This is a genomic window from Nonomuraea aurantiaca (genome assembly GCF_020215705.1).
Taxonomy (GTDB): Bacteria; Actinomycetota; Actinomycetes; order Streptosporangiales; family Streptosporangiaceae; genus Nonomuraea; species Nonomuraea aurantiaca.
In genome coordinates this window covers 1,147,827-1,172,643 of the sequence record NZ_JAIWNB010000001.1, presented here as the reverse complement: position 1 = coordinate 1,172,643, position 24,817 = coordinate 1,147,827, and the positions used below count along the sequence as shown (strand labels likewise).

The window sequence follows — 24,817 nt, the reverse complement described above, 5'->3', positions numbered from 1 at the left end:
GGTTTACACCTCCTTCTGGGACTGGTTGGAGACAGGCCGCCGGTCGGCGGCGGCCTCGAGGAAGGGCAGGCGTCCCGGCTGTTCGCCCATCACTGTGCCGAGGGCGAACAGGACGCCTGCCGTTCCGGTCGCGAAATCCATGGAGAGGCGCAGCAACTGGTCACCGGGGAAGGCCAGTCCTCCGCCGTACGGCAACGCGTGCCAGCGCAAGCCCTTGACCTGGGCCTCAGACGCGCCGTCAAAGTCGAGCCCGCAGCCGAGTGCGGCCACGATGCCCGCGCGCCCGGTGAACAGCCCCGGCTGGACGAAGAACCCCGAACGCGCGACCAGCCGAAGATCACGCAGCGCGGTGGCGAACCTCTCGTCCTCCCGGTGCGCCAGGTAGCGGGCGAGTACCAGGCCGATCCCGACGGACCCCTCGTCCAGGTACGGCAGCAGCCGCCAGCCCTGGTTCACCTGGAGTGAGCCGTCCTCGGCCGCGCGGCAGCGGCGCAGGTCCTGCCGGAGCGCGACGGCGGCCAGGTCGAGCAGCGCCGTGTCACCGGTGCGCTCGTAGGCGTGCAGGAACAGCAGGGCGGGTCCGCAGGAGCCGTACATGAGCCCGGCCCGCGGATTCGTGCCGCCGCTGAGCTCCGGGACGTCGTCGGCGCCGCCGAGCCGGTCCGCGCAGATGTCGACGGCCCGCAGCGCGCTGCGCTCCAGCTCGGGCTCGCCCAGGTGGAAGAGGTTCAGCCCGATGCCGGACAGGCCGGAGAAGAGGGCCGATTCCAGGCCGTCCCACTTCTCGCGCAGGCTGATCTCGACCACGTCGAGCGCGTCCTGCCGATGGCCGAGCAGGTCAAGGGTGTAGGCGATGCCATGCAGGCCGTCGTAGAAGCCGAGGCCGGAGCCCGGCGCCGGGCGCTTGGCCCGCGCGAGCAGCCAGCTCTCATACTCGGGGAAGCGGCCGGCCCCGGTCGAAGCCAGGGCGTACAGGACGCCGGCGGCGCCGTAGGCGAGGTTCAGGCCGCCGCCCGGCTGGAACTGGGCCACGTCGCCGGGGAAGAGCCGGTCGTCGCGTCCGGGCGTCGCGGACGTCGTGATGGCCCGGCACATCGCGGCGCGCAGCTCGGGCCAGGTGGCGCTCCCGGGCATCGGCAGGGCGCGCATCTCGCCCTCGTCACGGTCGTCGCCCGCGATCGTGGACACGGCCGTCGCGATCTCGCGGGTGAAGATGTCCGACACGATCTCGCCGAGGTGCGCGACCTTGGCCCGGTGCAACGGCAGCATGATGGTGCACTGCGGGGCGAACAGCCCGAGCCGCAGGCAGGCCATCGCGTACCTGTCGACCTCGGTGCCCCGCCGGTCGGCCGGTGCCGCGTACGCGGGATGGGCCAGCGCGGCGCGGCCGCCGTCCTCGGCGAGCGTGGCGACCTCGTAGTCGATGAGCACGACCCGGCCGCTCTCGGTGAGCAGGATGTTGTCGGGATGCAGGTCGCCGAAGACCACGCCGCGCTCGTGCAGCGACGCCAGCGCCCGGTCCACCCGGTCCAGGGTGTCGAGGGCCCAATCGGTGTAGCCGGCGAGGTCGTCCGGCGTGCACGTCGCGCGGGTCAGCGGGTACCTGTGCACCAGGCGGCGTTGCAGCGTGTTCCCGTCGACGAACTCCTGCACCAGGAAGTGATGCTCACCGAGGGTGAAGTAGCCGAGCAGCTGCGGCGCCGCGGACAGCCCGGCCAGGCGGGCCAGTATGTCGCGCTCGTGCGTCAGCCGCGCCACCGCGTCCCGTCCCGCGTTGTCGAGCCCGGCGTACGGCCTGGCCTCCTTCAGCACGACCCGGTCGCCCGTTCGCTGGTCACGGGCGAGATAGACGCCGCCGCCGTTGGAGAAGTGCAGCACGTTCTCGATCTCGTACGGCAGGCCGGTCGTGGTCACGGCGTTGCGCGCGGCGAGATGGGGCTCGAGGAACTCGGGCAGCGTCGTCCAGGGTGGCACCGAGAACGTGGCGCCCCGCACGTCGGGCACGAGCTGTCCGCCGCCGTCCTCGACGGCCAGCACCCGCTCGCCGCCGGACAGGCAGTGCCGCTCGGCGAAGCCGCCGTAGCGGACGAACAGCGGTCCCTCGCCGTAGCGCAGGTCGCTCAGGATGTACGGCCCGCGCACGTCGCGCAGGAGTTCGTGCAGCTCTTTGAGAACGAGTTCGAGCTGGGCCTCGTCCCTGGGATAAATGGTGACCAGTTTGCCGCTCGACGCCCTGGACGCGGCCTTGGAATTGAGCATGACCAGGACCGGGAGGCCGCGCAGGAACTTGAACGCGATCCCGCGGGGCAGGCAATAGTCCCAGACGGCCGCCAAGGCCCGTTCGGCGTCGTCGACACGGGCCGAAACATGGATCTTCCAGCCCTGGGAAGGCAGGGGCGCCACGCCGCCCGGCGCGTAGTAGCACCAGGTCTCCGTCGCCTCGTGCAACCATCCTTCGGGGACCGGCCGGTGCGCGATAGGAAAGTCGGCGTCCTCGGCGGTGCTGTGCTCGAGGGTGTCGTAGAAACGACCGTCCGCGAGGCAGTACAGCTCATACTGGTCCATCCGGTGCGACCTCCCGTGCGTTGTCATTAAGAGAATGGCAACGCACGGGCAAGGCGTCTAGTAACACACGACATTACCGATGTGTGCTTACCTCATAGGCATTTGTGAATTTCACACGTTTGTTTATCTGAGGCACATAAACCGAGAAGGTGAATTGCCCGCTACGGACCGCGGTGATCTCCAGCCAGCCGCCCACATCGGCCATCCGCTCGGTCAGGTTCATCAGCCCTTGACCCGACTCTCCCGTCCTGCGTACCGGGCGGACGCCGTCGTTCTTGATCGACAGCCGGACCAGTTCGCCGCGATCGAGCAGTTGGATGTCGCACTGCCGCGCCTCCGCGTGGCGCAGCACGTTGGTCACGCCTTCGCGCAGGGCGTGCGTGAGCGCGTCGGCGACGTCCCCGGGCAGGTCGGGACACGCCACCCGGATCTGGCACCGCACGCCCACCGATTCCAGCAGGGCGCGGGCCGAGCTCATCTCCACTTCCAGCGAGGAACGCCGCCCGCCGTGGGCGACGGCCCGTACGTCTCCCGCCAGGGTGCGCAGCAGTTCGAGGGTCTCGCCGACCTCCAGCTTCGCCTTCTCGTTCTCCTCGTCCACCAGCCGATCGATGAGCTGCGTCTTCAGGACCAGGGCGGTGAGCCGGTGGCCCACCAGGTCGTGCAGGTCCCTGCTGAAGCGGCGGCGTTCGAGCGCCACGCTCGTACGGATGGCGTCGGTCCTGGCGGAGGCCAGCCATTGCGCCCGCGCGGCCAGGCTCACCAGGGCGTACTCCATCAGGCCGAGCACCGGCGCGGCCAGCGCCCACCCCCGGTCCGCGAGCCCGTCGTGGGGAGCCGCGAGCAGGACCGGTCCGCAGCACACGGCCAGCGCCACCAGCGTGGCCGAGCTGATGCGCCCGGCCACCAGCAGCAGCGCACCGGCCAGCAGCCCGCACATCGGCGTCCACGCCGCCCCGAACACGGCCAGCGGCACGTACGTCAGCCAGGCCTGCACGCCGACCAGCCACCACCCCCCGGCCCTGCCGGCCAGGCCCCCCAGCACGAACCGGGCGTGGACGGCCAGCAGGAGGAGCAAGGTCACCGAGGCCGCCGGCGAGAATCCCGAACCGGCGAGCTCTGCCTGCACCGGAACCGTCACAGTGAGGAGCCCCGCCATCAAGGTCAGCCAGGCCATGTCCAGGGGAGACGAGGGAAGGTCGCCGAGAAGACGCAGCCGAGGAGCCGGCTCGCTTCCTAATCCATTCACTTGTCCCCCGTTGCGCTGCGTCACGAGCACCGAACCGTCCGTTGTCCCTCTCCAATCGACCCGATGTACCGCCTTCTGTAAAGCGCAATGTCGGCTTCGAGCAGAACTTTCTGCCCGCACCCGCCTGACTTAGGCCGGGTGACGTCGTCATAGGGTTGCGGCTATGGATTACAGACGACTTGGTGACACCGGCCTGCGGGTCTCGCGCATCTGCCTCGGCATGATGAGCTTCGGAGATCCGGCCAGGCAGGAGTGGGCGCTGCCCGAGGACCAGGCCGAACCGCTCGTCCGCCGGGCCGCCGACGGTGGGGTGACGTTCTTCGACACAGCCGACGTTTACAGCGCCGGCGAGAGCGAGGTCGTGACCGGAAACCTGCTGCGCAAGATCTTCCCCAGGCGCGAGGACTACGTACTGGCCACCAAGGTCTATTTCCCGATGGGCAAGGGGGTCAACGACCGGGGCCTGTCACGCAAGCACATCTTCGACGCGATCGACGCCTCGCTGCGCCGGCTGGGCACCGACTACGTGGACCTCTACCAGATCCACCGGTGGGACGACGAGACGCCCATCGAGGAGACCATGGAGGCGCTGCACGACGTGGTCAAGGCGGGCAAGGTCCGCTACATCGGCGCCTCGACGATGTGGGCGTGGCAGTTCGCCAAGGCGCAGCACGTGGCGCAGGAGAACGGGTGGACCAGGTTCGTGTCCATGCAGAACCACTACAACCTGCTCTACCGCGAGGAGGAGCGGGAGATGCTCCCGCTCTGCGCGGACCAGGGCGTGGGCGTGATCCCGTGGAGCCCGCTGGCGCGCGGCGTGCTGGCCCGCGCGGGCGCGTCCCAGTCGACGACCAGGGCCGGTTCCGACGCGCGCATCGACGCCCTCTACGACCCTGAGAACGACCGGCTCATCCTTGACCGGCTGGCGGAGCTGGCGCGCGAGCTCGAGCTGCCGGCCGCCCAGATCGCCCTGGCTTGGGTGCTCCAGCAGCCGGCCGTCATCGCCCCCATCGTGGGCGCCACCAAGCCCGGCCACGTGGACGACGCCCTCGCCGCGGTGTCCGTGTCGCTTTCGGACAAGGACCTGGCCTCCCTCGCGGAGCCTTACCGCCCGCGCGACGTGCGCATGTAACGCGTTTCACGGGCTGCCCGGGCGGTCGGCCGCCGCGTCAGGAGGTCGGCGGCTTGGGCTTCTGGTAGGGCTCCGGAATCTCGCGCTTGGGAGCCACGTACGTCGAGGGCGGCCGCGTCGAGATCCTGGCCCGATGGAAGTCGATCTCCACACTCCCGGTCGGCTTGAGGTTGAACAACTGCCCCAAGGACTGGCTGCTGGTGGCCAGGGTGGCGCCCGCCACGGCGAGGAAGACCGCGAAGATCTTCGTGTTCTTCGCGATGACGAAGTTCGTGAGGGCGACGAGACGGTTGAGCAGGACCTCCGCGTAGGCCCTCGTATAGGGCGTGAGCCTCATGAGGCCGCAGGCCACCACATAGCCCACCACGGTGACGGCGATCGCGGCGATGTCCATCCAGTAGCGGTTGTAGGCATCGCGTACCTGGTCGACCTGGCCCTCCAGGTTGTAGCAGAGCCCGCTGAGCTTTTGCAGGTCACCGCCGAAGAGCGTGCACGCGTTCAGGAACGCTTCCCGGTCGTCGGCCACCCAGTCGGCGCGGGACAGGAAGACCGCGTTGCCCAGCATGCCGGGGTATTCGACTTCGAGAGCCTTGGCCAGCGCCCCCCAGTTGGCCTTGGCGTCGCCCATTCCGGGCAGGTTCGCCACCGCTGTGACGGCGACGGCCACGCCCGTCCATAGAGCGGGCGCCGACCTGGCGGCCTCCCCGAGCGCCTGGAGGGCAGCCTTGGACTGGAGGGCGGGGAAGATGGGGGCCATGGCCGCCTTTCCGCTGGGCCGTCATTTGTAGACGACGGTGCTATTGAGCTCTGCTTTGACCCAGTTCTTCTTGATGGTCTCCAGCGCTTCGATCCACTTCTCCACGGTGTCGATGGCGTCGTCGACCATCCCCCGCACGTCATTCTGCGTACCACCGTACTTGCCGATCATCAGCAGCCCCAGGGAGCCGAACCCGGGGAACGGAACGCTGGTGGAATCGACGTGTCCCTTCAGCTCCCGCAGCGCGGGAATGAACGTCTCCCCCAGGTTCCGCTGAATGTCCGCGATGGCCGATGAGGTGACATGAATCTCCTGCGACAAAACCCTGGCCTCCCGTGGGCGCGTCACCGTTCACCGGCACTTCGCTGTCTAACAGTCTGTCGTTCACCGTGTTAGGACTGTATCTTGCGTTTTGCAGCGTGTCTGCAGTGATTATTGTTACGAATGATCACGGAGTGAGAGGATTTCCTGATGTCCGCCTTCGGCTTGGACCCGAGCAATTTCGACCCCGAGAACCTCGACCGGGTCGTCCAGGAGGCCGAACAGACGATGAAGCGGCTGGCCTCCGTCGAGGGCGAGCTGGCCCACGTACGCGGCACGGCGACCGGTGCGGACGACATGATCTCCGTGGTCACGGACGGCAACGGGCGCTTGGAACGGCTCGACCTCGACCCGCGGACGAGGCGGCTGGAGACCCACGTCCTCGCGGAGGAACTGCTGAAGACGATCCACGCAGCGCAGGACGACGGGGAGCGACGGACGCGCGAACTGGTGGGTGAGGCGCTGGGCGGTGTGGGGCTTCCCCACGGAGGATTCGACCCCGCGGAGATGGAGCGGCGGTTGACGGAGGCCGCGGAGTCGTTCGACCACGCCATGGAGTGGCAGACGGCTCGCCTGCGCGCGTCCGGAGCCGAATAGCCGCGGCCGGCCTCACGCGCGGCCCCGGTTTACTCCCGGCCCCGCCCTGACTCGCGGCCGCTCCGACCTAGCCTGTCGGGAGATCACCGCATCGTCGGCGTCCAGCGCCGCCCTCGACCGCGCCGTTTGTCGGAGGGAATCCCTAAGCTGGCTCCATGGCTAGGGCTAACGATGATGCGGCGGCGGCGCTCTCCGAATACGCGGAGCTGTTCGCGCTGACCGGCGGCGACGCGTTCCGGGTGCGGAGCTACCAGAAGGCCGCCAAGGCGATCGCCGGGTTCCCCGAGGACATCTCGGTGGCCGACGTGCGCGATGTGCCGGGTGTGGGCGAGGCGATCGCCAAGAAGATGGAGGAGTTCCTGCAGCGCGGGAGCTTCCGCCAGCTCGACGACCTGCGCGGCCGGGTGCCCGAAGGGGTGCGGCGGCTGACCCGCGTGCCGACGCTGGGGCCGAAGACGGCGATCATGCTTTTCGAGGACTACGGCATCGACTCGCCCGTGGCGCTCGGCGAGGCGATCGCCTCGGGGCGGCTCGACGGCGTCAAGGGACTCGGCCCCAAGACCCTCGCCAACCTCCTCAAGGGCATCGAGCAACTGGAGCAGTCGGGCCGCCGGGTGCACATCGGCGTCGCCATGTCCCTGGCCGAGCAGGTGATGGCCTCGCTGAAGGCCGAGCGGATCGCCTACGCCGGGTCACTGCGGCGGATGAAGGACACGATCGGCGACATCGACATCCTGGCCGTGGCGCCCGAGTCCATCATGGAGGACTTCCGCGCCCAGCCCTATGTCGCGGACGTCATCGCGGCGGGCGACAAGAAGACGTCGATCCGCACGACGTCGGGCCTTCAGGTGGACCTGCGCGTGGTGCCCGCCCAGTCGTGGGGCGCGGCAATGCAATACTTCACCGGCTCGAAGGAGCACAACGTGGCCATCCGGGAGATGGCGGTGAAGAAGGGGTGGAAGCTCTCCGAGTACGGACTGTTCGAGGGTGAGACGGTGATCGCCTCGGAGTCCGAGGAGGAGATCTACGCCGCGCTCGGCATGCAGTTCGTACCCCCACCCATGCGCGAGGACGGCGGCGAGGTGAAGGCCGCGCTCCGCCACGAGCTGCCGGATCTCGTCCAGCTCCCCGACCTCAAGGGCGACCTGCACACGCACACCAACCTGACGGACGGCATCGCCTCGCTGGCGGACATGGTGGCGGCAGGCCACGCCCGCGGCTACCTCTACTACGCCATCACCGACCACGCCCCCGACCTGGCCATGCAGCGGATGACCCTGGACAAGGCGCTGGAGCAGCGGCAGCAGGTCGCGGAGCTGCAACAGAAATATCCCGACATGCGGCTCCTGCACGGCACCGAGCTCAACATCGCCCCCGACGGCTCCGTCGACTGGCCCGGCGAGATCCTCCGCGAGTTCGACGTGTGCGTCGCCTCGGTCCATTCGCACTTCGGCATGTCCCGCGACGAGATGACCCGCCGCTTCATCGCCGCCTGCGAAAATCCGTACGTGGACATCATCGGCCACCCGACCACCCGCAAGATCGGCAAACGCCCGCAGGTCGACGCCGACTGGGACGCCGTCTTCCGCGCGGCCGGCCGCACCGGGACGGCCATGGAGATCGACTCCTTCCCCGACCGCTCGGACCTGCCCGCCGACCTGGTCCGCCTGGCCAAGCACCACGGGGTGAAGTTCTCGATCGACAGCGACTCACACGCCATCCCCCACCTGGCCAACCAGCGCTTCGGCATCGGGATCGCGCAGCGCGCCTGGCTGACCACGGAGGACGTCATCAACACCTGGCCGTTGGAGCGCATGCTCGCCTTCCTCGGCCGGTAGGCGCGGCCATCGCTCGATCGTCTGCGCGCAACAGGCTCAGGTTCGGTCATCGCTCTCTCGCACGCACGGAACAGGCTCAGGCCCGGTCATCGCTCGATCGCCCGCATGGAACAGGCTCAGGAGCGGTGATCTCTCAAGCCACCCCCTGAGCCGCCCCGACGCGCTACTTCTTCGCCACCTCAAACCTCAGGTGCGTGGCGAACGGAGACTCCAGCGCCCGAGTCCAGTGCAGTCAGACGCGCTCGCTCCCGATCTCAAACAACCTGATCCCTTCCCCCAGCAACACGGGCGCCAGGTGGATCTGCAGGTCGTCGACGAGCCCGGCACGGAGAAACTGCCGGCCCACATCGCCCCGCCACCGATCGCGACGTCCGATCTCCAGCCACCGCCCGAGCCTGCGCCAACGCGCTCTCAACACCGCCAGTGACGAACGTGAACAGCGAGCCGTCCCTGACCCACTCCTCCGGCGGCCGATGAGTCATCACAAAACAGGGCAGTCCACCCGGGCGAATGACCACCCCAAACGCCCGACACATCGAACATCCTCCGCCCCACGATGATCGCCCCCACCTCAGCGACCAACCCGCCCAGGACCTCCGCATCGATCCCTGTCGCTCCGAAACTGCCCCACTCACCACCATGAACCCAGTCGTACAGAACCTCCCCGCCCCCGAGCCCCGCCCTCCCGAGCCTGCCCTCCGAGCCCGCCCTCCGAGCCCGCCCTCCCGAATCCGCCCTCCCGAATCCGCCCTTCCGAATCCGCCCTCCCGAGCCCCATCTCGGCTCGTCGTACAGCGCGGCGATGAAGCCATCGAGCGACATCGAAATCGAGAAGACGACCTTCCCCATGGAGGCTCTCCAACCACTCGTGGTCGCCGTTCTGTCCCCCATGAAGAGCCCGGCACCTCACAACTCATCACGCGAGAGCCCACCCCGGCTACCCCACAAAGGCGATCCCCTCGACCAACAGGCCGCCACGACCACCCCGCCTGCATGTCATCCCCCAGAATGACCACCCACAGGTGGATGTGGCCACCAACGGATTACGCGAAAGTAATCCTCACCTCCACCCCCACGAAAGGACGGCGATCATGCCACCGGCGCCCAAGCGGTCGAGAGCCCGCAAGATCTGGACCCGGGCTCTCGCAGCGCTGGCCGTGCTGCTCGTCGCCGCAGTCGCCGGCGTGGCGGTGGCCTACCCCTCCGTGGCCGCCACGACGTGCCCCGGCTGCTATGGCCTGACAGAGCTCCGCCCCGGCGTCTACGTCGAGCCCGACCTATCGCCCCAGCAACGATCACAAGTCAGCCAGACGGTCGACACCGCCACGAAGCGAGTCGACACCTTCTACGGCGGCAGAAAGAGCTCACCCAGCCTGCTCATCTGCACCACCGAGGAGTGCTACCAGCACATCGGCGGTCACCAGGAGCGTGGCATCGCCGTTCTGAACCGCTCCGTGATGCTGTCACCGCGCGGCCTCGACACGGTGATCGCCTCACACGAGATGTCCCACGTCGAGCTCCACACCCGCTTCACCTCCGGGGTAGAAATCCCGCAGTGGTTCGACGAGGGCCTCGCCGTAGTCGTCTCCGACGATCCCCGCTACCTCGCCCCACGAACGACCGGCGACCGCTGCCTGGTCCTCCCGACCGCGCCGCTGCCGGTCTCCTTGGACGAGTGGCTGAGTACGGCCAGCAAGGAGACGAACACGTATGCCAAGGCAGCCTGCCAAGTAGACCGCTGGCTCCGAGCCAACGGGGACCGGCGGGGCTTGGAGTCCCTCATTCAGCGCCTCAACGCCGGCGAGACATTCGACTCACTCGTCCCCAACTGAGCACCCGAGCACTCAGCCAGAGCTGAACCTCGCCCATCAGCGCCCCGAGCGGCGGACCCGGAGGGCCCGCGCAAGCACCCCTATCAGCCCCGCCCTGCGAGAATCTCAGGCATCAGCCCCGCCCTGCGGGAATCTCAGGCGGTCCGAGGGGGCGAGTACAACCACGGGTCGCGCAGGTCGAAGTAGGTGAGTTCGCCCTCGAACAGCCCCTTCCACGCCTCGAAGAGCTCCCGCATCTCGTCCGGGAGCTGCTTGCCCTCGCCTTCTCTGGCCGCCTGCTCGGAAGTGAAGTACGCGACCTCGGTGTATCCGCCGTCCCCGTGCAGGGCGGCGAACCCGCCGATGAGGTCGGGCCGGAATGCGGCCATGGCCCGCTCGCTCTGAGCGGTGATCTCCCGCATCCGCTGCGGGTCCCGGACCCGTCCCTGCATCACCTGGACGAACCCCGCCGCATCAGACCCGCCCTTCAGATACGTGTACGCCTCGGTGCAGTCGTGGAAGGTCACCTCACCGCTGAAGAGTTTCGCGGTCTCGGCCCACCACTGACCCTGCTCCGGCCGCTCGCTGTTGCGCCGTGCCACTTCCTGCGACTCGAACCGCGCCGTGTTCACGAACATGCCGTCGTCCGTCACCCCGGCGGTCGTACCGAGCCAGCCGTCCACCCCTGGCGCGAGCTCGGCATGCCATCGGTCCAACGCCGCCCGCATCTCGCCGACGTCCGTGATCTGTCCCTGAATGACCTGGATGAACATCGCGGCCCCCTCGCTGTGTACCTCAGATCCACGATAAGAGCCCGCCCGAGAAGGCCGAGATGTCGAGGCCCCATGCCATGCCCAAAACTTGCCGTCGCCCCGTTGACCTCGGCGGACGGGACTCCACCCGGGAGGTACTACCAGTACACCCTTTGGCAGAGCCTGTTTGTCTGGACGCAAAGCCGGTTACCTGAAGGCAAGGAACTCCTCGTCCAGGTCGGCGACGCCTCTCGCGAGCCGGGCTCCATCCTGACCCTCATCTGATACATCTCATAACCCCGTACGTCTGAGAGAGACACCATGGAATTCGTCAAACAGCAGGCCACCACCAAGGCCCCCGCGGATTGGTTCACCGGCGACGTCTGGTTCGACGTGATCTACGCGGGCCAGGAGCCGTCCCGGATGCGTGCCAACATGGTCCGTTTCTCCCCCGGAGCCCGCACCCACTGGCACTCCCACGTACTGGGCCAAACCCTGCACGTCGTCTCCGGCATCGCCCTGATCGGCACCCGCGACGGCACTGTCTTCGAAGCCCATCCCGGCCAGACCGTCCGCTGCCCCCCGAACGAGGAGCACTGGCACGGCGCCACTCCCGACCGCTTCATGGAGCACCTGGCCATGTGGGAAGGCGCGGGCGACGGCAGCACCGAAACCACATGGAACGAGCCGGTCACCGACGAGCAGTACAACCGCGCCCGCACCCACTGACCAGGTAAACCGTCTTCTTCCCGCTCCGGCCGCGGCAGCGCCGAGGTACACCGGCGATCCCGGTCCCGCAGCAGCCGCCGCGCACCGCCGGGCCGAAGGACTGCCAGCGAAAGGATCTTCGATGACCGAGCAACCCCGGCAGATCGGCGGCGGACGCCGCATGATCGGCGATTTCGCTCCGAAGCTCGCCGAGCTCACCGACGATGTCCTGTTCGAGGACGTCTGGAATCGCCCCGAGCTGGCCGCCCGCGACCGCAGCCTGATCACCGTCGCCACACTCGTCGCCGGCGGCGACGCCGATCAGCTCCGCTTCCACCTCGGGCGAGCCAAGGAGAACGGCGTCACCGAGACCGAGCTCATCGAGGCGATCACCCACCTCGCCTTCTACGCCGGCTGGCCGAAGGCCATGACGGCGATCACGACCGCGAAGCAGGTCTTCTCAGGTTGAGCGCCGAGACGAACGTGGTGGTGAATTCGTGAGTCGGATCTTGGTGACTGGTTCCGCGGACGGCCTTGGACGTGCCGCGGCGGATTCGTTGTTGTCCGCGGGACACAACGTGGTGGTGCACGCCCGCAACCGGGAACGCGCAGCGGGCCTCGACGCGCTGGTCGGCCGAGGGGCACACCTCGTGGTGGGCGACTTCACCGAGCGAGACGCCGTACGACGCATCGCCGCGGAGCTGAACGACGCGGAGCCGCTCGACGCGGTCATCCACAACGCCGGCGTGTGGAGCGGACCGGCGGTCATGCCGGTCAACATCATCGCACCGTATCTGCTCACGGCCCTGCTCCGCGGGCCGCGCCGGCTGGTGTACCTGAGCAGCAGCTCGCATTTCGACGGGCGCCCGTCGGTCACCGGAGTCGACTGGCGGGGCCGGAACGTCGGCTCCTACGCCGACAGCAAGCTGTTCGTCACCACGCTCGCGGCCGCAGTGGCTCGGCTGTGTCCCGGGCTGCTGAGCAACGCCGTCGATCCGGGCTGGGTGCCGACGAAGATGGGCGGCCCGAGCGCACCGGACGATCTCGAGCTCGGCCATCAGACACAGGAATGGCTCGCATCGAGCGACGACCCGCAGGTCCTGACCACCGGCGGGTACTGGTACCACCGCCGGCGCCTGCAGCCGCACCGCGCGGTCCACGACGAGGCGTTCCAAGACCGCCTCCTGCAGAGGTTGGCCGAGGAGACCGGCACAGCGCTGTCAGCAGCGTGAACACGCCATACGTCGCCACCCATCCGCCCCGACGCCCGCAACCCCACCAGGCGCCGTCCACAACGAGCCGTTCCAACACCGCCCCCTACAGACGTTGGCCCACGAGACCCGCGGCGGCGGCATCATCGGATTGCAGTGGGTCGTGGACGGCTACACCCTGATGTTCGCCGCTCTGCTGCTGTCGGCCGGCGCCCTGTCGGACCGGATCGGTGCCCGCCGCGCGTTCGCGGGCGGACTGGTGCTGTTCGTGATCGCCTCGATGGCCTGCGGGCTGGCCCCGTCGCTGCCGGCGCTGGTCGCCGCGCGCGTGGCGCAGGGCATCGGCGCGGCGGTCATCATGCCGACCTCGATGGCGCTGGTCCGGCACGCCTTCCCCGGCCCGGCCCGCCGGGCCCGCGCGGTGGGGGCCATGGGCGGCGCCGTGGCGGCGGCAGGGCCCGTGCTCGGCGGTGTGCTGAGCCTGGTCTCCTGGCGGATGATCTTCTGGATCAACCTGCCGGTCGGCGTCCTCACCCTGCTGCTTCTGGCCCGCGCCCCGCATTCTCCGACCCGTCCGGCGCCCTTCGACTGGATCGGGCAGGTCACCGGGATCCTGGCCATGGGCGGGCTGACCTACGGGGCGATCGAGGCCGGGGCGGCCGGGTTCACCGCGCCTCGGGTGCTCGGGGCGCTCGGTGTGGCGGTGGTGGCGTTCGCCGTGTTCGTGACCGCGCAGGCCAAAGTGGCCCATCCGATGGTGCCGCTCGAGCTGTTCCGCTCCGGGACGGTGGTGATCGCCACCGGGATCGGGTTCGCGTTCATGGTCGGCTTCTACGGGCTGCCGTTCCTGTTCAGCCTGTACTTCCAGCAGCAGCACGGTTTGTCCGCCCTGTCCGCCGGGATCGCGTTCCTGCCGATGATGCTGCTCAGCGCCTGCCTGACCCCGTTCTCCGCGCGGATCGCGGAACGCACCGACCCGCGCGTGCCGATCATGGCGGGCCTGGCGTTGATCGCGGCCGGGTCCGTGGCGCTGGCCCTGGTGCCGGGGTCGGTGCCGGTGTGGGTGACCGCGCTGCTGCTGATCCCGGTCGGACTGGCGGGTCCGCTGGTGATGCCCCTGACCACCGCCCTGCTGCTGGAGCACGTGCCCGCCCACCAGACCGGCACCGCCAGCGGCGTGTTCAACACCAGCCGCCAGGTCGGCGGGGCCCTGGCCGTGGCCGTCTTCGGCGCACTGATCTCCGCTCCCGCGGGTTTCGAGTACGGGCTGCGCATTAGCCTCGCCCTGGCCGCCGCCGTGGCGCTGGCCGCCGCGCTCGCCGCCACCCGCATGGCCACCACCCGCAGGGCCGCTACCCGACGCGTCGCCTCAGGCTAGGAGTCCTGGTGGTTGCCGCCCGGTCACGTTCGGCGCCCGCGGTGCGTCATGTCCATGACGCGACCGCGCGGGGAAAGGTGACGGATGGACGAGCACAAGATTCTGGCCGGACGGTTCGAGGAGCACCGTCCGCGGTTGCAGGCGGTGGCCTACCGGATGCTCGGCTCGCACAGCGAGGCTGAGGACGCCGTGCAGGAGGCGTGGCTGCGGCTCAGCCGTTCCGCCGCCGGCGAGGTGGAGAACCTGGCCGGCTGGCTGACCACCGTGGTAGGGCGGATCTGTCTGGACCTGCTCCGCAGGCGCGCCGCGCGGCATGAGGAGCCGTTGGGCACGCGCCTGCCCGACCCCGTCGTCGGCCCCGCCGAGGGGGCCGATCCGGAGCAGGAGGCTCTCCTGGCCGACTCGGTGGGGCTGGCGCTGCTCGTGGTGCTGGAGTCGCTGAGGCCAGCGGAGCGGCTGGCGTTCGTGCTGCACGACATGTTCAGCGTGCCGTTCGAGGAGATCGGGCGGATCGTGGGCCGTACGCCGGACGCGGCGAAGCAGCTCGCGAGCCGGGCGCGCCACCGGGTACGCGGCTCCGTCCCACCGCCCGGCTCCGTCCCACCGCCCGGCTCCGTCCCACCGCCCGGCTCCGTCCCACCGCCCGGCTCCGTCCCACCGCCCGGCTCCACCCCAGCGCCCCGCTCCGCCCCACCGCCCCGCTCCAGCCTGACCCGGCAGCGTGAGGTCGTCGACGCGTTCCTGGCCGCCGCCCGTGATGGCGACTTCGAGGCGCTGATGACCGTATTGGACCCGGATGTCGTCGCCCGTTCCGACCTGCGCGGCTCTGGGGGGCTGACCGTGGTGAGGGGCGCGGCGGCGGTGGCCAGGCAGGCGATCGGCTGGGCCCGCATCGCCGGGTCGTCGTGGCCGGCGCTGGTGAACGGCTCGCCGGGGTTCGTGACGCTGCGGGACGGGCGGCCGTTCGCGGTCATGGGGTTCGCGATCGTGGAGGGACAAGTGGCGGAGATCGACGTGCTCGCCGACCCGGACCGCGTCGCCCGGCTGGACCTCAGCGGCCTGAAGTAGCGGCCTGAAGCGCGCAGTCTCAAGCACACGGCCTCAAGCACACGGCCTCAAGCACGCCGCCTCAAGCACGCCGCCTCAAGCACGCCGCCGCAAGCACGCCGCCGCAAGCGCGCCGCCGCAAGCGCGAACTCGTTGTCGTCCAGTAGCCCGCTCCCCCAGTCGAACAACGGCCGCCGCGTCTCCTGGACGCGGCGGGCAAGCTCGTGCCCCCGCTCGGCCAGGGCCATCTCGACCGAGGGCGCCGGTTCTCCCGAGAGAGCGTGCGCTGGACCAGTCCGGCCGTGTCGAGGCGGTCGATCAGCCGGGTGAGTGCCGGAGCCGGCCGCTGGCGGGGCACGGGCACGGGCTCAGCCGACACGATTAAATGGTTTCCCTGTAGGAAATACATGCTGTGGAGGTAGCGCCCATGGAGCAAGCTCTGGCGACGATCGTCAAACCGCTGCCGGCCCACCTGTTCACCGTGTACGACGGCAGCGCCGAGATGCGGTGGGAAGCCATGGCCGGGCAGGGATACCACACCCCTATAGACCGATTTTTCGTGCGAAATCATACGTACACGCCCAGCATCGATCCCACGACCTGGCGGCTGCGGCTCCACGGCCCCGGCCTGCGATGTCCGGGCGAGTACGACTACGACCAGCTTCGTGCCATGCCGTCACGCACCCTCGACGCCGCGATCGAGTGTGCCGGGAACGGCCGGCGACTGTACGCGGCGCAGCAGCTCAACCCGACCCCGGGCACGCAGTGGGGGCTGGGCGCGATCGGCGTCGCGCGGTGGCGCGGGGTGCCGCTCAGTTACCTGCTCCGGCACGCGGGACTGCGGCCGGATGCCGTGGACCTGCTGCCGAGCGGTCTCGACGCGCCGTTCGAGGACCACGGGCACGTGCGCAGGCCGCTCCCCGTCGACAAGGCCATGGACGACGTGCTCGTCGCGTACGAGATGAACGGCCGGCCGCTCCCGCCCGACCACGGATTTCCGGTACGCCTGGTGGTGCCGGGCTGGGTGGGAATAGCGTCGATCAAATGGCTGGGTGATATCGAGGTGGCGACCCGAGAGCTTACTTCCCCGTGGAACACCGTCTTTTACCGCGACGTTACGACTCAGCCGGTGAAGAGCGCTTTCGAGCTGGCGTGGAATGCGCGCCTGGCGGTCGGCCGGCCGTACGTCCTGCACGGCAGGTCGTGGTCGGGTCGGGGGCGGATCGTCCGGGTCGAGGTCAGCGTCGACGGCGGACTGAGCTGGCAGCGGCCCGCGCAGCACGGCCCGCACCTGGTCAGCGCCTGGTTGCCGTGGCACATCGGCTGGACGCCCCGGCGGCCGGGGCCGTACGAGCTGATGGCGAGGGCGACCGACGAGACGGGCGAGACGCAGCCCCTGACGACGCCGCACCACCCGTTCGGATATCACTTCGACGCTGTCGTGCGGCACCCTGTTTCCGTTGTCCATGGATAGGGAATTGTCCCCGATCAGGGGTGAGCTGCGCATTTACTAAATGATGGGACAGCGCATCCGAATTCATCTGGAAGACTCTCGCGGAAACGTCGCGGCAATCCTCGCATGTGATGGTGGCCAGATTCCGGGAGAAAGGGAGAGCAGATGCGCCAGCTCACCGCGCTCGACGCCCAGTTCCTCAACGTCGAATCCGCGACCACCGCCGCCAATGTGGCGGGCCTGGCGATCCTCGACCCCGCCGGGGGCCACGTCACCCGCGACAACCTCGCGGCCCTGCTGCTGGAGCGGCTGCACCTGTCGCCGGCGCTGAGCCTGCGGCTGGCGGAGGTGCCGTTCGGGCTGGACCGGCCCTACTGGGTGCCCGACACCGAGTTCGACATCGGCAACCACCTGTTCGAGACGACACTGCTCCCGCCCGGCGGCGAGCGGCAGCTGGCCGAGACGGTGGCGGCGATCCACGCCCGGCGGCTCGACCGGGCCCATCCGCTGTGGGAGATGCACCTGATCAACGGGCTGCCCGACGGTCTGGCCGCCGTCTACACCAAGGTGCACCACGCGGCCATCGACGGTGTCTCCGGCGCGGAGACGCTCGCCACCCTGCTCGACCTCTCCCCCGACGCCCGGGACCCGCTGCCGCCCGACTGCCGGTCAGGCCGGACACCACGCCGGCAGGATCAGCCGGACCAACCGGCGCCCGGCCTGGTGAGCATGCTGGCCGCCGCCGCCGTACAGACCGCGATCCACCCCATGCGCGCCGTCCGCTCGGTGGTCAGGGCCGCCGGTGACCTCGACGCGATCCCCGTGGCCTCCGCCCTCCCCGGCTCGCGGCTGATCGCCAGGGCGGCCAGGTTCGTCGCCGGCGACGACAAGCCGCGCCCCGAGCTGCCCGGCCTGACCGTCCCGCGCACGCCGTTCAACGGGCCGATCAGCGGGCGGCGCCATCTGTCGTTCGGGTCGGTCTCGCTCAAGGACGTCAAGAGCGTGGCCAAGGCCAACGGGATGAGCGTCAACGACATCGTCATGGCGCTGTGCACGTCGGCGCTGCGGTCGTGGCTGGAGGAGCGGGCCGCGCTGCCCGACGAGCCGCTGGTCGTCGCGGTCCCCGTCGCGGTCCGTACGGCCGGTGCCGGGGAGACGGTGGGCAACCAGATCTCCGCCATGATCGCCCCGATGCCCACGAACGTCGCCGACCCGGTACAACGCCTGCGGGCCGTCGGCGCCACCATGAGCGCGGCCAAACGGCGCTTCGCCCTGGCGCCGCCCGTCTGGCTGGACGAGCTCTGCTCGCTGCTGCCCGCGCCCATCACCAGCCTGGCCACACCGGCGATCTTCCGGCTGGCGTCGGTGACGTTCCCGCCGATCAACCTGATCATCAGCAACGTGCCGGGGCCGCAGTTCCCGCTGTATCTGTGCGGGGGACGGATCCTGTCGTACTACCCGCTGTCGGTGCTGACCGACATGAGCGGCGGCGTGAACATCACCTGCTTCTCCTACGACGGCATGCTCGACTTCGGCGTGGTGGCCTGCCCCGAGCGGATGGACGACGTGTGGGGGCTGCTCTCCCACCTGAGGACGGCCCTCGACGAGCTGTCAGACGAGCGAGTGGGCGATGAGTTCCGCGACCGCGTCGGGATCGATCTGGTGGCCGGTTAGCTGGCAGAGGTTCTCCTGATAGAGCAGTACGGCCGCGAACGTGGCCGCCGCCACCTCCAGCCGGGCCGCGTCGCCCCTGGCCCCCGGCAGCGCCAGCTCCAGCGCGAACCTGGCCCGGCTGATCAGCTCGCCGTTGAGCCGGCCGAGCCGCTCCTTGACCGAGCCGTGCGTGTCGGCCTCCCGGAACAGGATGCGGCGCATCGCCGGCGAGGCGCGCAGCGGCAGCCTGCGGGCCAGCCGCGACAGCGTGCCCGCCGGGTCGCCGGGCACCGCCTCGACCTCGTGCCCCTCCTCCACCAGCGTGCGCTCGTCGATGAGCGCCACCAGAACGTCGATCTTGCGCGGGAAGTAGTGGAAGATCAGCCCCTTGGGCACCGCGGCCAGCCGGGCGATGACCGCCGTCGGCGTGGCCTCGTAACCGCCACCGGCGAACAGCTCCTCCGCCGCGTCCAGAATGCGCGTCCGCGCGTCACCGACCTCCACAGCCGCACCCTAACGTCACCCCATAGCCCCTGGTAAGGGCATAGAAGTCGACGACACCCTCACTGGGCGCCGATGGCCCGGGTGAGCATGGGGTAGGCCCGGTGCAGCTCCCGCTGCCAGGATTCGTGGTTGTGCCCACCGCGATAGAAGTGCGTCCGTACAGGCACGCCCAGCCGCTCCAGCCGCCCCGCGAACGCCCGCGCGGCCCGGTTGGCGAGGTCCTCGACCAGGTCGCCCGCGCCCGCGGCCACGTACAGCTCGACCCCCTTGAGCTTCCCGGCCTGGTCATAGGGGTTGTGCGCGCGCCAGACGGAGCGCTGCGCGGCCGGATCCCCCCAGACGCGCTTCCAGTCGGTGCCGAAGCAGCCGATCGTGGTGCCCGCCATGACGGCCTGCGGCACGCCGGGTTCGAGGATGTGCACGGCTCCGCTGAAGGAGGCCGCGGCCTTGAAGTACCCCTTGGCGGCGTACAGCATCGCGCCCTGACCGCCCATCGAATAGCCCGCGATGGCCCGCTCCCGCCCGGCGCGGTAGCGGGATTCGAGCAGCGGCAGCAGCTCTTTGAGGTGGTACGTCGCCCAGCGCGGCGGGCCGCCGTCGCCGCCGTTCCACCAGTCAGAGTAGCTGCCGCACTTGCCGCCGTCAGGCATGACGACCATCAGCCCGGAGTCGCGGGTGAGCGCGTCGACGTCGGTCTTGGCGGTCCACGAGGCGTAGTCGTCGAGGCCGCCGTGCAGCAGCCAGAGCACCGGCCAGTCGCGCCGCGACTCCCATCGCGAGGGCAGCAGCAGCCGTACCTTCGTGGTGCCGGCGAGCGCCGGCGACCTGATCGTCAGCTCCATCCTGCGCTCGTCGAGCCGCTTCTCCTCGACGACTTCGGCCGCCTCGGCCGCCCGCGCGCCGCTCGACGGAGCTGGCCGGCGGGCGGGCTCGCCATCGCGATTGAGCAGTACGGCCACTGCCCCCACCGCGAGAAGGCCGCCGATGACCAGCCAACCACGTAATCGGGGTGCCATCGAAGCCTCCCTTTTCGATGCGCGGATAATAGCGAGATGAGATCTTCTGAGTTGAGATCAATCGCCACTACGGACCTATCCGTGTTCCCGATATGTCTGGGCACCAACGTCTTTGGCTGGACCGCCGACCGGGCGGCGTCCTTCGAGGTGCTCGACGCCTACATCGAGGGCGGCGGCAACTTCATCGACACGGCCGACGTCTACCCCTACTGGGCCACCGGCGAGTCCACCTCCGAGACGATCATCGGTGAGTGGCTGGCGGAGCGCGGCAATCGCGACTCGATCGTGCTGGCCACCAAGGTCGGCATGCTGGAGGGCGTGAAGGGCCTGGCGCCCAAGACCATCCGCACCGCCGTCGAGCACTCGCTGCGCCGGCTGCGTACCGACCGGATCGACCTCTACTGGGCGCATGTCGACGACCAGGACACCCCGCTGGCCGACACGCTGGCCACGTTCGGGCAGCTGATCGAGGAGGGCAAGATCCGCCACATCGGCGCCTCCAACTACGGCGCCGACCGGCTGGCGGAGGCGCTGCGGGTGGCCGACGACGAGGGCCTGCCCAGGTACGTCGCGCTGCAGCAGCAGTACAGCCTGATGGAGCGCGACTACGAGGGTGGCCTGCGCGACGTCGTGGCCGCCGAGGGGCTGTCCAGCACCCCCTACTCCACGCTGGCCCGCGGCTTCCTGACCGGCAAGTACGCCCCGGGGGTCACGGTCGACAGCCCGCGAGCGGGACAGGCGGCCAAATACCTGGAGACGGAGCGCGGGCCGCGGACGATCGAGGCCCTCACCAAGGTGGCCGCCGAGCACGACGTCGAGCCGGCCGCGGTAGCGCTGGCCTGGCTCGCCGCCCAGCCCACGATCACCGCGCCGATCTCCAGCGCCCGCGACGTCAGGCAGCTCCAGCCGCTCCTCGCGGCGGCCGCGCTCACGCTGACCGCCGACGAAGTACGCGTCCTCGACGAGGCCTCCCGCCCCTGACCACGGATACCGCGTCTCAGCGAAACGCCGCGTGACGGCCTGGCTGCTTGACGCAGGTCGGAGCGCGGCGGATCTTGGCAGGTAACCGCTGCTGAGAGGGCCGCCTCATGACGACGTCCGGTGACGACCTGCTGTCCGAGCGGGTGGCGGGCGGGATCCTGCCGAAGGTGCTCACCACGTTCGACATGGTCGCCATCTTCGTGGCGATCGTGCTGTTCATCACGAACGCCGCGGTGATCCAGAGCGCCGGTCCGGCCGCGTTCGGCTGGTGGATCATCGCGTTCGCGCTGTTCCTGATCCCGTGCGCGATCGTGACCGGGCAGCTCGGCGCCATGTTCCCCGGTGAGGGTTCGATCTACCTGTGGACCAGCAAGGCGTTCGGGCCGTTCTGGGGGTTCTTCGCCGGGTTCTGCGCGTGGTGGCCGGGCGTCCTGGTGATGGTGGCCACGGGCACGCTGACGATCTCGTTCCTCGGCTTCGTCTTCCCCGCCGTCGGCGCCCTGTCCGTGCAGGCGCAGGGCGGGTTGATCGTGGCGATCCTGGTGCTGGCGGCCGTGCTGGCCGTGCTGCGGTTCCGCCTGACGCAGAACGTGGTCAACATCGTCTTCCTCGCGTACGGCCTGGCCATCCTGCTGATCTTCGGGGCCGGGCTCGTCCACCTGCTGCGGGGCAACGCGGCGGCGACAAACCCGTGGGACTTCTCGGCCTGGAGCCCGTCGGCCGAGCACGGGATCAACCTCGGCAACTGGAGCTTCTTCGGCCTGGCGGTGCTCGCCCTGCTCGGCGTCGAGGTGCCGCTGAACATGGGCGTGGAGATCCGGCAGGACCGCGCGGTCACCCGCTACCTGCTGTGGGGCTCGCTCGCCGTGATGATCGCCTACCTCACCGCCACCTGGGGCGTGATGGTCTCGGTTCCGGCGGACCGGTCGGCGCAGATCACCGCGGTGGCGGCCGCGGTCGGCATCGGGCTGGGCGCCTGGGCGGGCAAGCTGGTGGCGCTCGTGCTGGCGGCGATGTTCTTCATCATCACCGTCGTCTACAACTACTCCTTCGCCCGCCTGATCTTCGTCTCCGGGCTCGACCAGCGGCTGCCCAAGGCCGTCTCGCACGTCAACGCGCACAAGGTGCCGGACGTGGCGGTCTGGATCCAGACCGTGCTGGCCGCGCTGTTCACCGTGGCGGCGTTCATCGTGGTGCCGTTCGCGTCGGCCGCGCCGGCCGACGCGCAGACCGAGGTCTACAACGTGCTGCAGGCGGCGGTCACGGTCATCTGGTGCCTGTCGATCGTGGTGCTGTTCGTCGACGTGCTCATCATCGTGCGCCGCTACCGGACCCAGTTCGAGGCGCGGCGGCTGGCCTCGCCCGCCGTGTTCTGGGTGGCCTCGATCGTCGGCGCCCTGGCCTCGCTCGTGGGGGTCGTCTCCACGCTGTCGGGCTCGTGGACACCGTTGATCTCCAACAACGCCGGCTCGTTCGCCCTGCTGGGGGCGGAGATCTCCTACGGCACGTGGTTCTGGCTGGTCGGCGGCATCGCCCTGGCCTCGCTCGTCGTGGGGGCCCTGCTGTACCTGCTCGGCGCGGGCGGCAGACGAAAGGGCCCGGCCTGAGCCGGGCCCTTCGACCAGTGCGTGTCAGTGCTCGGTGGCCTTCTCGGCGCCGACACCGGTGAGCGAGCGGACCTCGATCTCGGCGTACTTGGCCGCGTTGTACTCCTTGCTCAGGACCGTGCCGAGGTAGCCGAACAGGAAGCCCAGCGGGATCGAGATGATGCCCGGGTTGCTCAGCGGGAACCAGTTGAAGTGCGCCGTCTTGAACAGGGCCGTCTCCGACCCGGACACCACCGGCGAGAAGATGACCAGCAGGAGGGCGGAGATCAGGCCGCCGTAGATGGCGCTGACCGCTCCCGCGGTGTTGAACCTCTTCCAGAACAGGCTGTAGAGGATCGCCGGCAGGTTGCCCGAGGCGGCCACCGCGAACGCCAGCGCCACCAGGAACGCGACGTTCTGTCCCTGCGCCAGGATGCCGAGGCCGATGGCGACCGCGCCGATCACGAACGCCGAGACGCGGGCCACCAGCACCTCTTCGCGCTCGGTGGCGTTGCCGCGCCGGAACACGTGCGCGTACAGGTCGTGCGAGAAACTGGAGGAGGAGGCCAGCGTGAGCCCGGCCACCACGGCCAGGATCGTGGCGAAGGCCACCGCGCCGATCAGCGCCAGCAGGATCGTGCCGCCCGCCGACCCGAGGAACGTCTCGCCGATGGCCTTGGCCAGCAGCGGTGCGGCCGTGTTGCCCGCTTTGTCCGAGGCGGCGATCGCCTTGCTGCCGACCAGGGCCGCCGCGCCGAAGCCGAGGACCAGGGTGAGCAGGTAGAACACGCCGATGATGCCGATGCCCCAGAGCACCGACTTGCGGGCGTCCTTGGCGGTCGGGACGGTGTAGAAGCGGATCAGGATGTGCGGCAGACCGGCCGTGCCGAGGACCAGGGCGAGACCGAGGCTGATCAGGTCGATCTTGCCCGCGAGGCCCTGTGCCTCGGTGCCGTACTTGAGGCCGGGGATGAGGAAGTTGCCGTTCTTGCCGCTCTGCGTCGCCGCGTCGCCCAGCAGGGACGACAGGTTGAAGCCGTAGTGCGCCAGGACCAGGATCGTGATCAGGGCGGCGCCGGTCATCAGCAGCACGGCCTTGACGATCTGCACCCAGGTGGTGCCCTTCATGCCGCCGAACACCACATACACGATCATCAGGGCGCCCACCCCGACGATCGTCCACGCCTTGCCCGAGGGGCTGGTGATGCCGAGCAGCAGGCCGACCAGCGCGCCCGCGCCGACCATCTGGGCCAGCAGGTAGAAGATGCTCACCGTGATCGTGGACACGCCCGCAGCGGTCCTGACCGGGCGCGGGCTCATCCGGAAGGCCAGCACGTCGGCCATGGTGAACTTGCCGGAGTTACGCATCAGCTCGGCGACCAGCAGCAGCGCGACCAGCCACGCCACCAGGAAGCCGATGGAGTAGAGGAACCCGTCGTAGCCGGACAGGGCGATGATGCCGGCGATGCCGAGGAAGGAGGCGGCCGACATGTAGTCGCCGCCGATCGCCAGACCGTTCTGCACGCCGGTGAACGACCGGCCGCCGGCGTAGTAGTCGGCGGCCGTCTTGGTCTGCCTGCTGGCCCAGAACGTGATGACCAGCGTCAGCGCGACGAAGGTCAGGAAGAGAATGGTGGCCAGGGTCTCGGACTTCACTGGATCTTCTCCTCGACCTCGTGGCGGAGCTTGTCGGCGATGGGGTCGAGATGCTTCTCGGCGTGCCTGGAGTAGGCCCACGCGATCGCGAACGTCGACACGAACTGGAGCAGTCCGAAGACGAGCGCCACGTTGATGTTGCCGAACAGCTTGATCCCCATGAAGTCACGCGCCCACCCGGACAGCACCACGTAGAGCAGGTACCACACCAGGAACGCCGCGGTCATGGGGAACGTCCACCGCCGGAAGCGCCGCTTCAGGTCCTGGAATTCGGCGCTCCTCTGAATCTCTTCATAGACGGATGCGTCATGTTTATCAGTCGTCACGAGTCCTCCACTGTGATGCGGATCACGCACAAGATAGGAGCGAAACCTACCCTTCGTGGAGGCCTTGAGTCGCGTTGTTCGACGAGCCGCCGCAGCTCAGCGCCTAGTTGGGAGGGGATTGCGGTGAAAGGTCACATCCGCACGATGAACGGTCACAACAGCTCGCGCTTGCGCCGCAGCAGTGCCGCCCGCCGCGGCTGCCCCGCCGGCGCGTACCAGACCCCGAACCACGCCGCCCTTACTATGAGCGATCAAATGACTACCCTGCGGGGCGAT

23 protein-coding genes are annotated in these 24,817 nt (G+C 69.3%); 13 read left to right on the top strand and 10 right to left on the bottom strand.

Going from position 1 to position 24,817, the window contains the following annotated elements; all coding sequences use genetic code 11:
- Window positions 1-3 precede the first annotated feature (3 nt).
- Both lanKC and LDL49_RS05315 read right to left on the bottom strand, forming a co-directional pair.
- Window positions 4-2,565 carry a class III lanthionine synthetase LanKC gene (lanKC, locus tag LDL49_RS05320; RefSeq protein ID WP_225289748.1) on the bottom strand — a complete coding sequence of 854 codons (2,562 nt, stop codon included), beginning with the start codon at window positions 2,563-2,565 and terminating at the stop codon, window positions 4-6.
- Window positions 2,566-2,638: 73 nt separating this feature from the next.
- The gene (locus tag LDL49_RS05315) at window positions 2,639-3,742 is read right to left on the bottom strand and encodes a sensor histidine kinase (RefSeq protein WP_225289747.1); all 1,104 of its coding nucleotides are present in this window, start codon (window positions 3,740-3,742) and stop codon (window positions 2,639-2,641) included.
- Between the two features lie 235 nt (window positions 3,743-3,977).
- On the opposite strand from LDL49_RS05315, the gene LDL49_RS05310 reads away from it, so the two are divergent.
- Window positions 3,978-4,946, top strand: a complete 969-nt coding sequence (locus LDL49_RS05310) for an aldo/keto reductase (RefSeq protein WP_225289746.1) — start codon at window positions 3,978-3,980, stop codon at window positions 4,944-4,946.
- Between the two features lie 37 nt (window positions 4,947-4,983).
- Here the strand turns inward: LDL49_RS05310 and LDL49_RS05305 are convergent, their stop codons facing one another.
- Window positions 4,984-5,703, bottom strand: coding sequence for a hypothetical protein (locus tag LDL49_RS05305; protein ID WP_225289745.1), 720 nt, complete (start codon window positions 5,701-5,703; stop codon window positions 4,984-4,986).
- Window positions 5,704-5,724: 21 nt separating this feature from the next.
- Window positions 5,725-6,051: a hypothetical protein gene (locus LDL49_RS05300; RefSeq protein WP_225289744.1), complete on the bottom strand. Its 327-nt coding sequence runs from the start codon at window positions 6,049-6,051 to the stop codon at window positions 5,725-5,727.
- Window positions 6,052-6,174: 123 nt separating this feature from the next.
- Here LDL49_RS05300 and LDL49_RS05295 point away from each other — a divergent pair, with 123 nt between their 5' ends.
- Together LDL49_RS05295 and polX are read left to right on the top strand one after the other, a co-directional pair.
- Entirely contained in the window at window positions 6,175-6,621 is a 447-nt protein-coding gene (locus tag LDL49_RS05295; RefSeq protein WP_225289743.1) for a YbaB/EbfC family nucleoid-associated protein, read from the top strand.
- Window positions 6,622-6,776: 155 nt separating this feature from the next.
- Window positions 6,777-8,459 carry a DNA polymerase/3'-5' exonuclease PolX gene (gene polX / locus LDL49_RS05290; RefSeq protein WP_225289742.1) on the top strand — a complete coding sequence of 561 codons (1,683 nt, stop codon included), beginning with the start codon at window positions 6,777-6,779 and terminating at the stop codon, window positions 8,457-8,459.
- A 232-nt stretch (window positions 8,460-8,691) separates the two neighbouring features.
- Here the strand turns inward: polX and LDL49_RS59055 are convergent, their stop codons facing one another.
- Entirely contained in the window at window positions 8,692-8,805 is a 114-nt protein-coding gene (locus LDL49_RS59055) for a dihydrofolate reductase family protein (RefSeq protein ID WP_225289859.1), read from the bottom strand.
- Between the two features lie 745 nt (window positions 8,806-9,550).
- Here LDL49_RS59055 and LDL49_RS05280 point away from each other — a divergent pair.
- On the top strand, window positions 9,551-10,291 hold the full coding sequence (locus LDL49_RS05280) for a hypothetical protein (protein ID WP_225289741.1): 741 nt from the start codon (window positions 9,551-9,553) through the stop codon (window positions 10,289-10,291).
- 134 nt (window positions 10,292-10,425) lie between these two features.
- Here LDL49_RS05280 and LDL49_RS05275 read toward each other — a convergent pair whose 3' ends face one another.
- Window positions 10,426-11,043 (bottom strand): hypothetical protein, encoded by a 618-nt coding sequence (locus LDL49_RS05275; RefSeq protein WP_225289740.1) that lies wholly within the window; start codon window positions 11,041-11,043, stop codon window positions 10,426-10,428.
- Window positions 11,044-11,343: 300 nt separating this feature from the next.
- Here LDL49_RS05275 and LDL49_RS05270 point away from each other — a divergent pair, with 300 nt between their 5' ends.
- The 7 genes from LDL49_RS05270 (at window position 11,344) to LDL49_RS05240 (ending at window position 18,493) form a co-directional block, all read left to right on the top strand.
- Window positions 11,344-11,751 carry a (R)-mandelonitrile lyase gene (locus tag LDL49_RS05270; RefSeq protein WP_225289739.1) on the top strand — a complete coding sequence of 136 codons (408 nt, stop codon included), beginning with the start codon at window positions 11,344-11,346 and terminating at the stop codon, window positions 11,749-11,751.
- Window positions 11,752-11,872: 121 nt separating this feature from the next.
- Entirely contained in the window at window positions 11,873-12,199 is a 327-nt protein-coding gene (locus LDL49_RS05265) for a carboxymuconolactone decarboxylase family protein (protein WP_225289738.1), read from the top strand.
- A 28-nt stretch (window positions 12,200-12,227) separates the two neighbouring features.
- Window positions 12,228-12,962, top strand: a complete 735-nt coding sequence (locus tag LDL49_RS05260) for an SDR family NAD(P)-dependent oxidoreductase (RefSeq protein WP_225289737.1) — start codon at window positions 12,228-12,230, stop codon at window positions 12,960-12,962.
- Between the two features lie 94 nt (window positions 12,963-13,056).
- On the top strand, window positions 13,057-14,319 hold the full coding sequence (locus tag LDL49_RS05255; protein WP_225289736.1) for an MFS transporter: 1,263 nt from the start codon (window positions 13,057-13,059) through the stop codon (window positions 14,317-14,319).
- A gap of 84 nt (window positions 14,320-14,403) precedes the next feature.
- Window positions 14,404-15,387 (top strand): sigma-70 family RNA polymerase sigma factor, encoded by a 984-nt coding sequence (locus LDL49_RS05250; RefSeq protein WP_225289735.1) that lies wholly within the window; start codon window positions 14,404-14,406, stop codon window positions 15,385-15,387.
- Window positions 15,388-15,793: 406 nt separating this feature from the next.
- On the top strand, window positions 15,794-16,840 hold the full coding sequence (locus LDL49_RS05245) for a sulfite oxidase (protein ID WP_225289734.1): 1,047 nt from the start codon (window positions 15,794-15,796) through the stop codon (window positions 16,838-16,840).
- Between the two features lie 144 nt (window positions 16,841-16,984).
- The gene (locus LDL49_RS05240) at window positions 16,985-18,493 is read left to right on the top strand and encodes a WS/DGAT/MGAT family O-acyltransferase (protein ID WP_225289733.1); all 1,509 of its coding nucleotides are present in this window, start codon (window positions 16,985-16,987) and stop codon (window positions 18,491-18,493) included.
- Here the strand turns inward: LDL49_RS05240 and LDL49_RS05235 are convergent.
- Window positions 18,431-18,976: a TetR/AcrR family transcriptional regulator gene (locus LDL49_RS05235; protein ID WP_225289732.1), complete on the bottom strand. Its 546-nt coding sequence runs from the start codon at window positions 18,974-18,976 to the stop codon at window positions 18,431-18,433. The two genes, LDL49_RS05240 and LDL49_RS05235, sit on opposite strands and share 63 nt — an antisense overlap.
- A gap of 59 nt (window positions 18,977-19,035) precedes the next feature.
- Entirely contained in the window at window positions 19,036-19,992 is a 957-nt protein-coding gene (locus tag LDL49_RS05230; RefSeq protein WP_225289731.1) for an alpha/beta hydrolase, read from the bottom strand.
- Between the two features lie 81 nt (window positions 19,993-20,073).
- Here LDL49_RS05230 and LDL49_RS05225 point away from each other — a divergent pair, with 81 nt between their 5' ends.
- Both LDL49_RS05225 and LDL49_RS05220 read left to right on the top strand, forming a co-directional pair.
- On the top strand, window positions 20,074-20,973 hold the full coding sequence (locus tag LDL49_RS05225) for an aldo/keto reductase (protein ID WP_308016073.1): 900 nt from the start codon (window positions 20,074-20,076) through the stop codon (window positions 20,971-20,973).
- A gap of 107 nt (window positions 20,974-21,080) precedes the next feature.
- On the top strand, window positions 21,081-22,580 hold the full coding sequence (locus LDL49_RS05220; protein ID WP_225289729.1) for an APC family permease: 1,500 nt from the start codon (window positions 21,081-21,083) through the stop codon (window positions 22,578-22,580).
- A 24-nt stretch (window positions 22,581-22,604) separates the two neighbouring features.
- Here LDL49_RS05220 and LDL49_RS05215 read toward each other — a convergent pair whose 3' ends face one another.
- Both LDL49_RS05215 and LDL49_RS05210 read right to left on the bottom strand, forming a co-directional pair.
- Entirely contained in the window at window positions 22,605-24,215 is a 1,611-nt protein-coding gene (locus tag LDL49_RS05215) for a monocarboxylic acid transporter (RefSeq protein WP_225289728.1), read from the bottom strand.
- Window positions 24,212-24,541 (bottom strand): DUF485 domain-containing protein, encoded by a 330-nt coding sequence (locus LDL49_RS05210; protein WP_225289727.1) that lies wholly within the window; start codon window positions 24,539-24,541, stop codon window positions 24,212-24,214. The genes LDL49_RS05215 and LDL49_RS05210 overlap by 4 nt, the downstream gene beginning before the upstream one ends.
- Window positions 24,542-24,817: the final 276 nt, after the last annotated feature.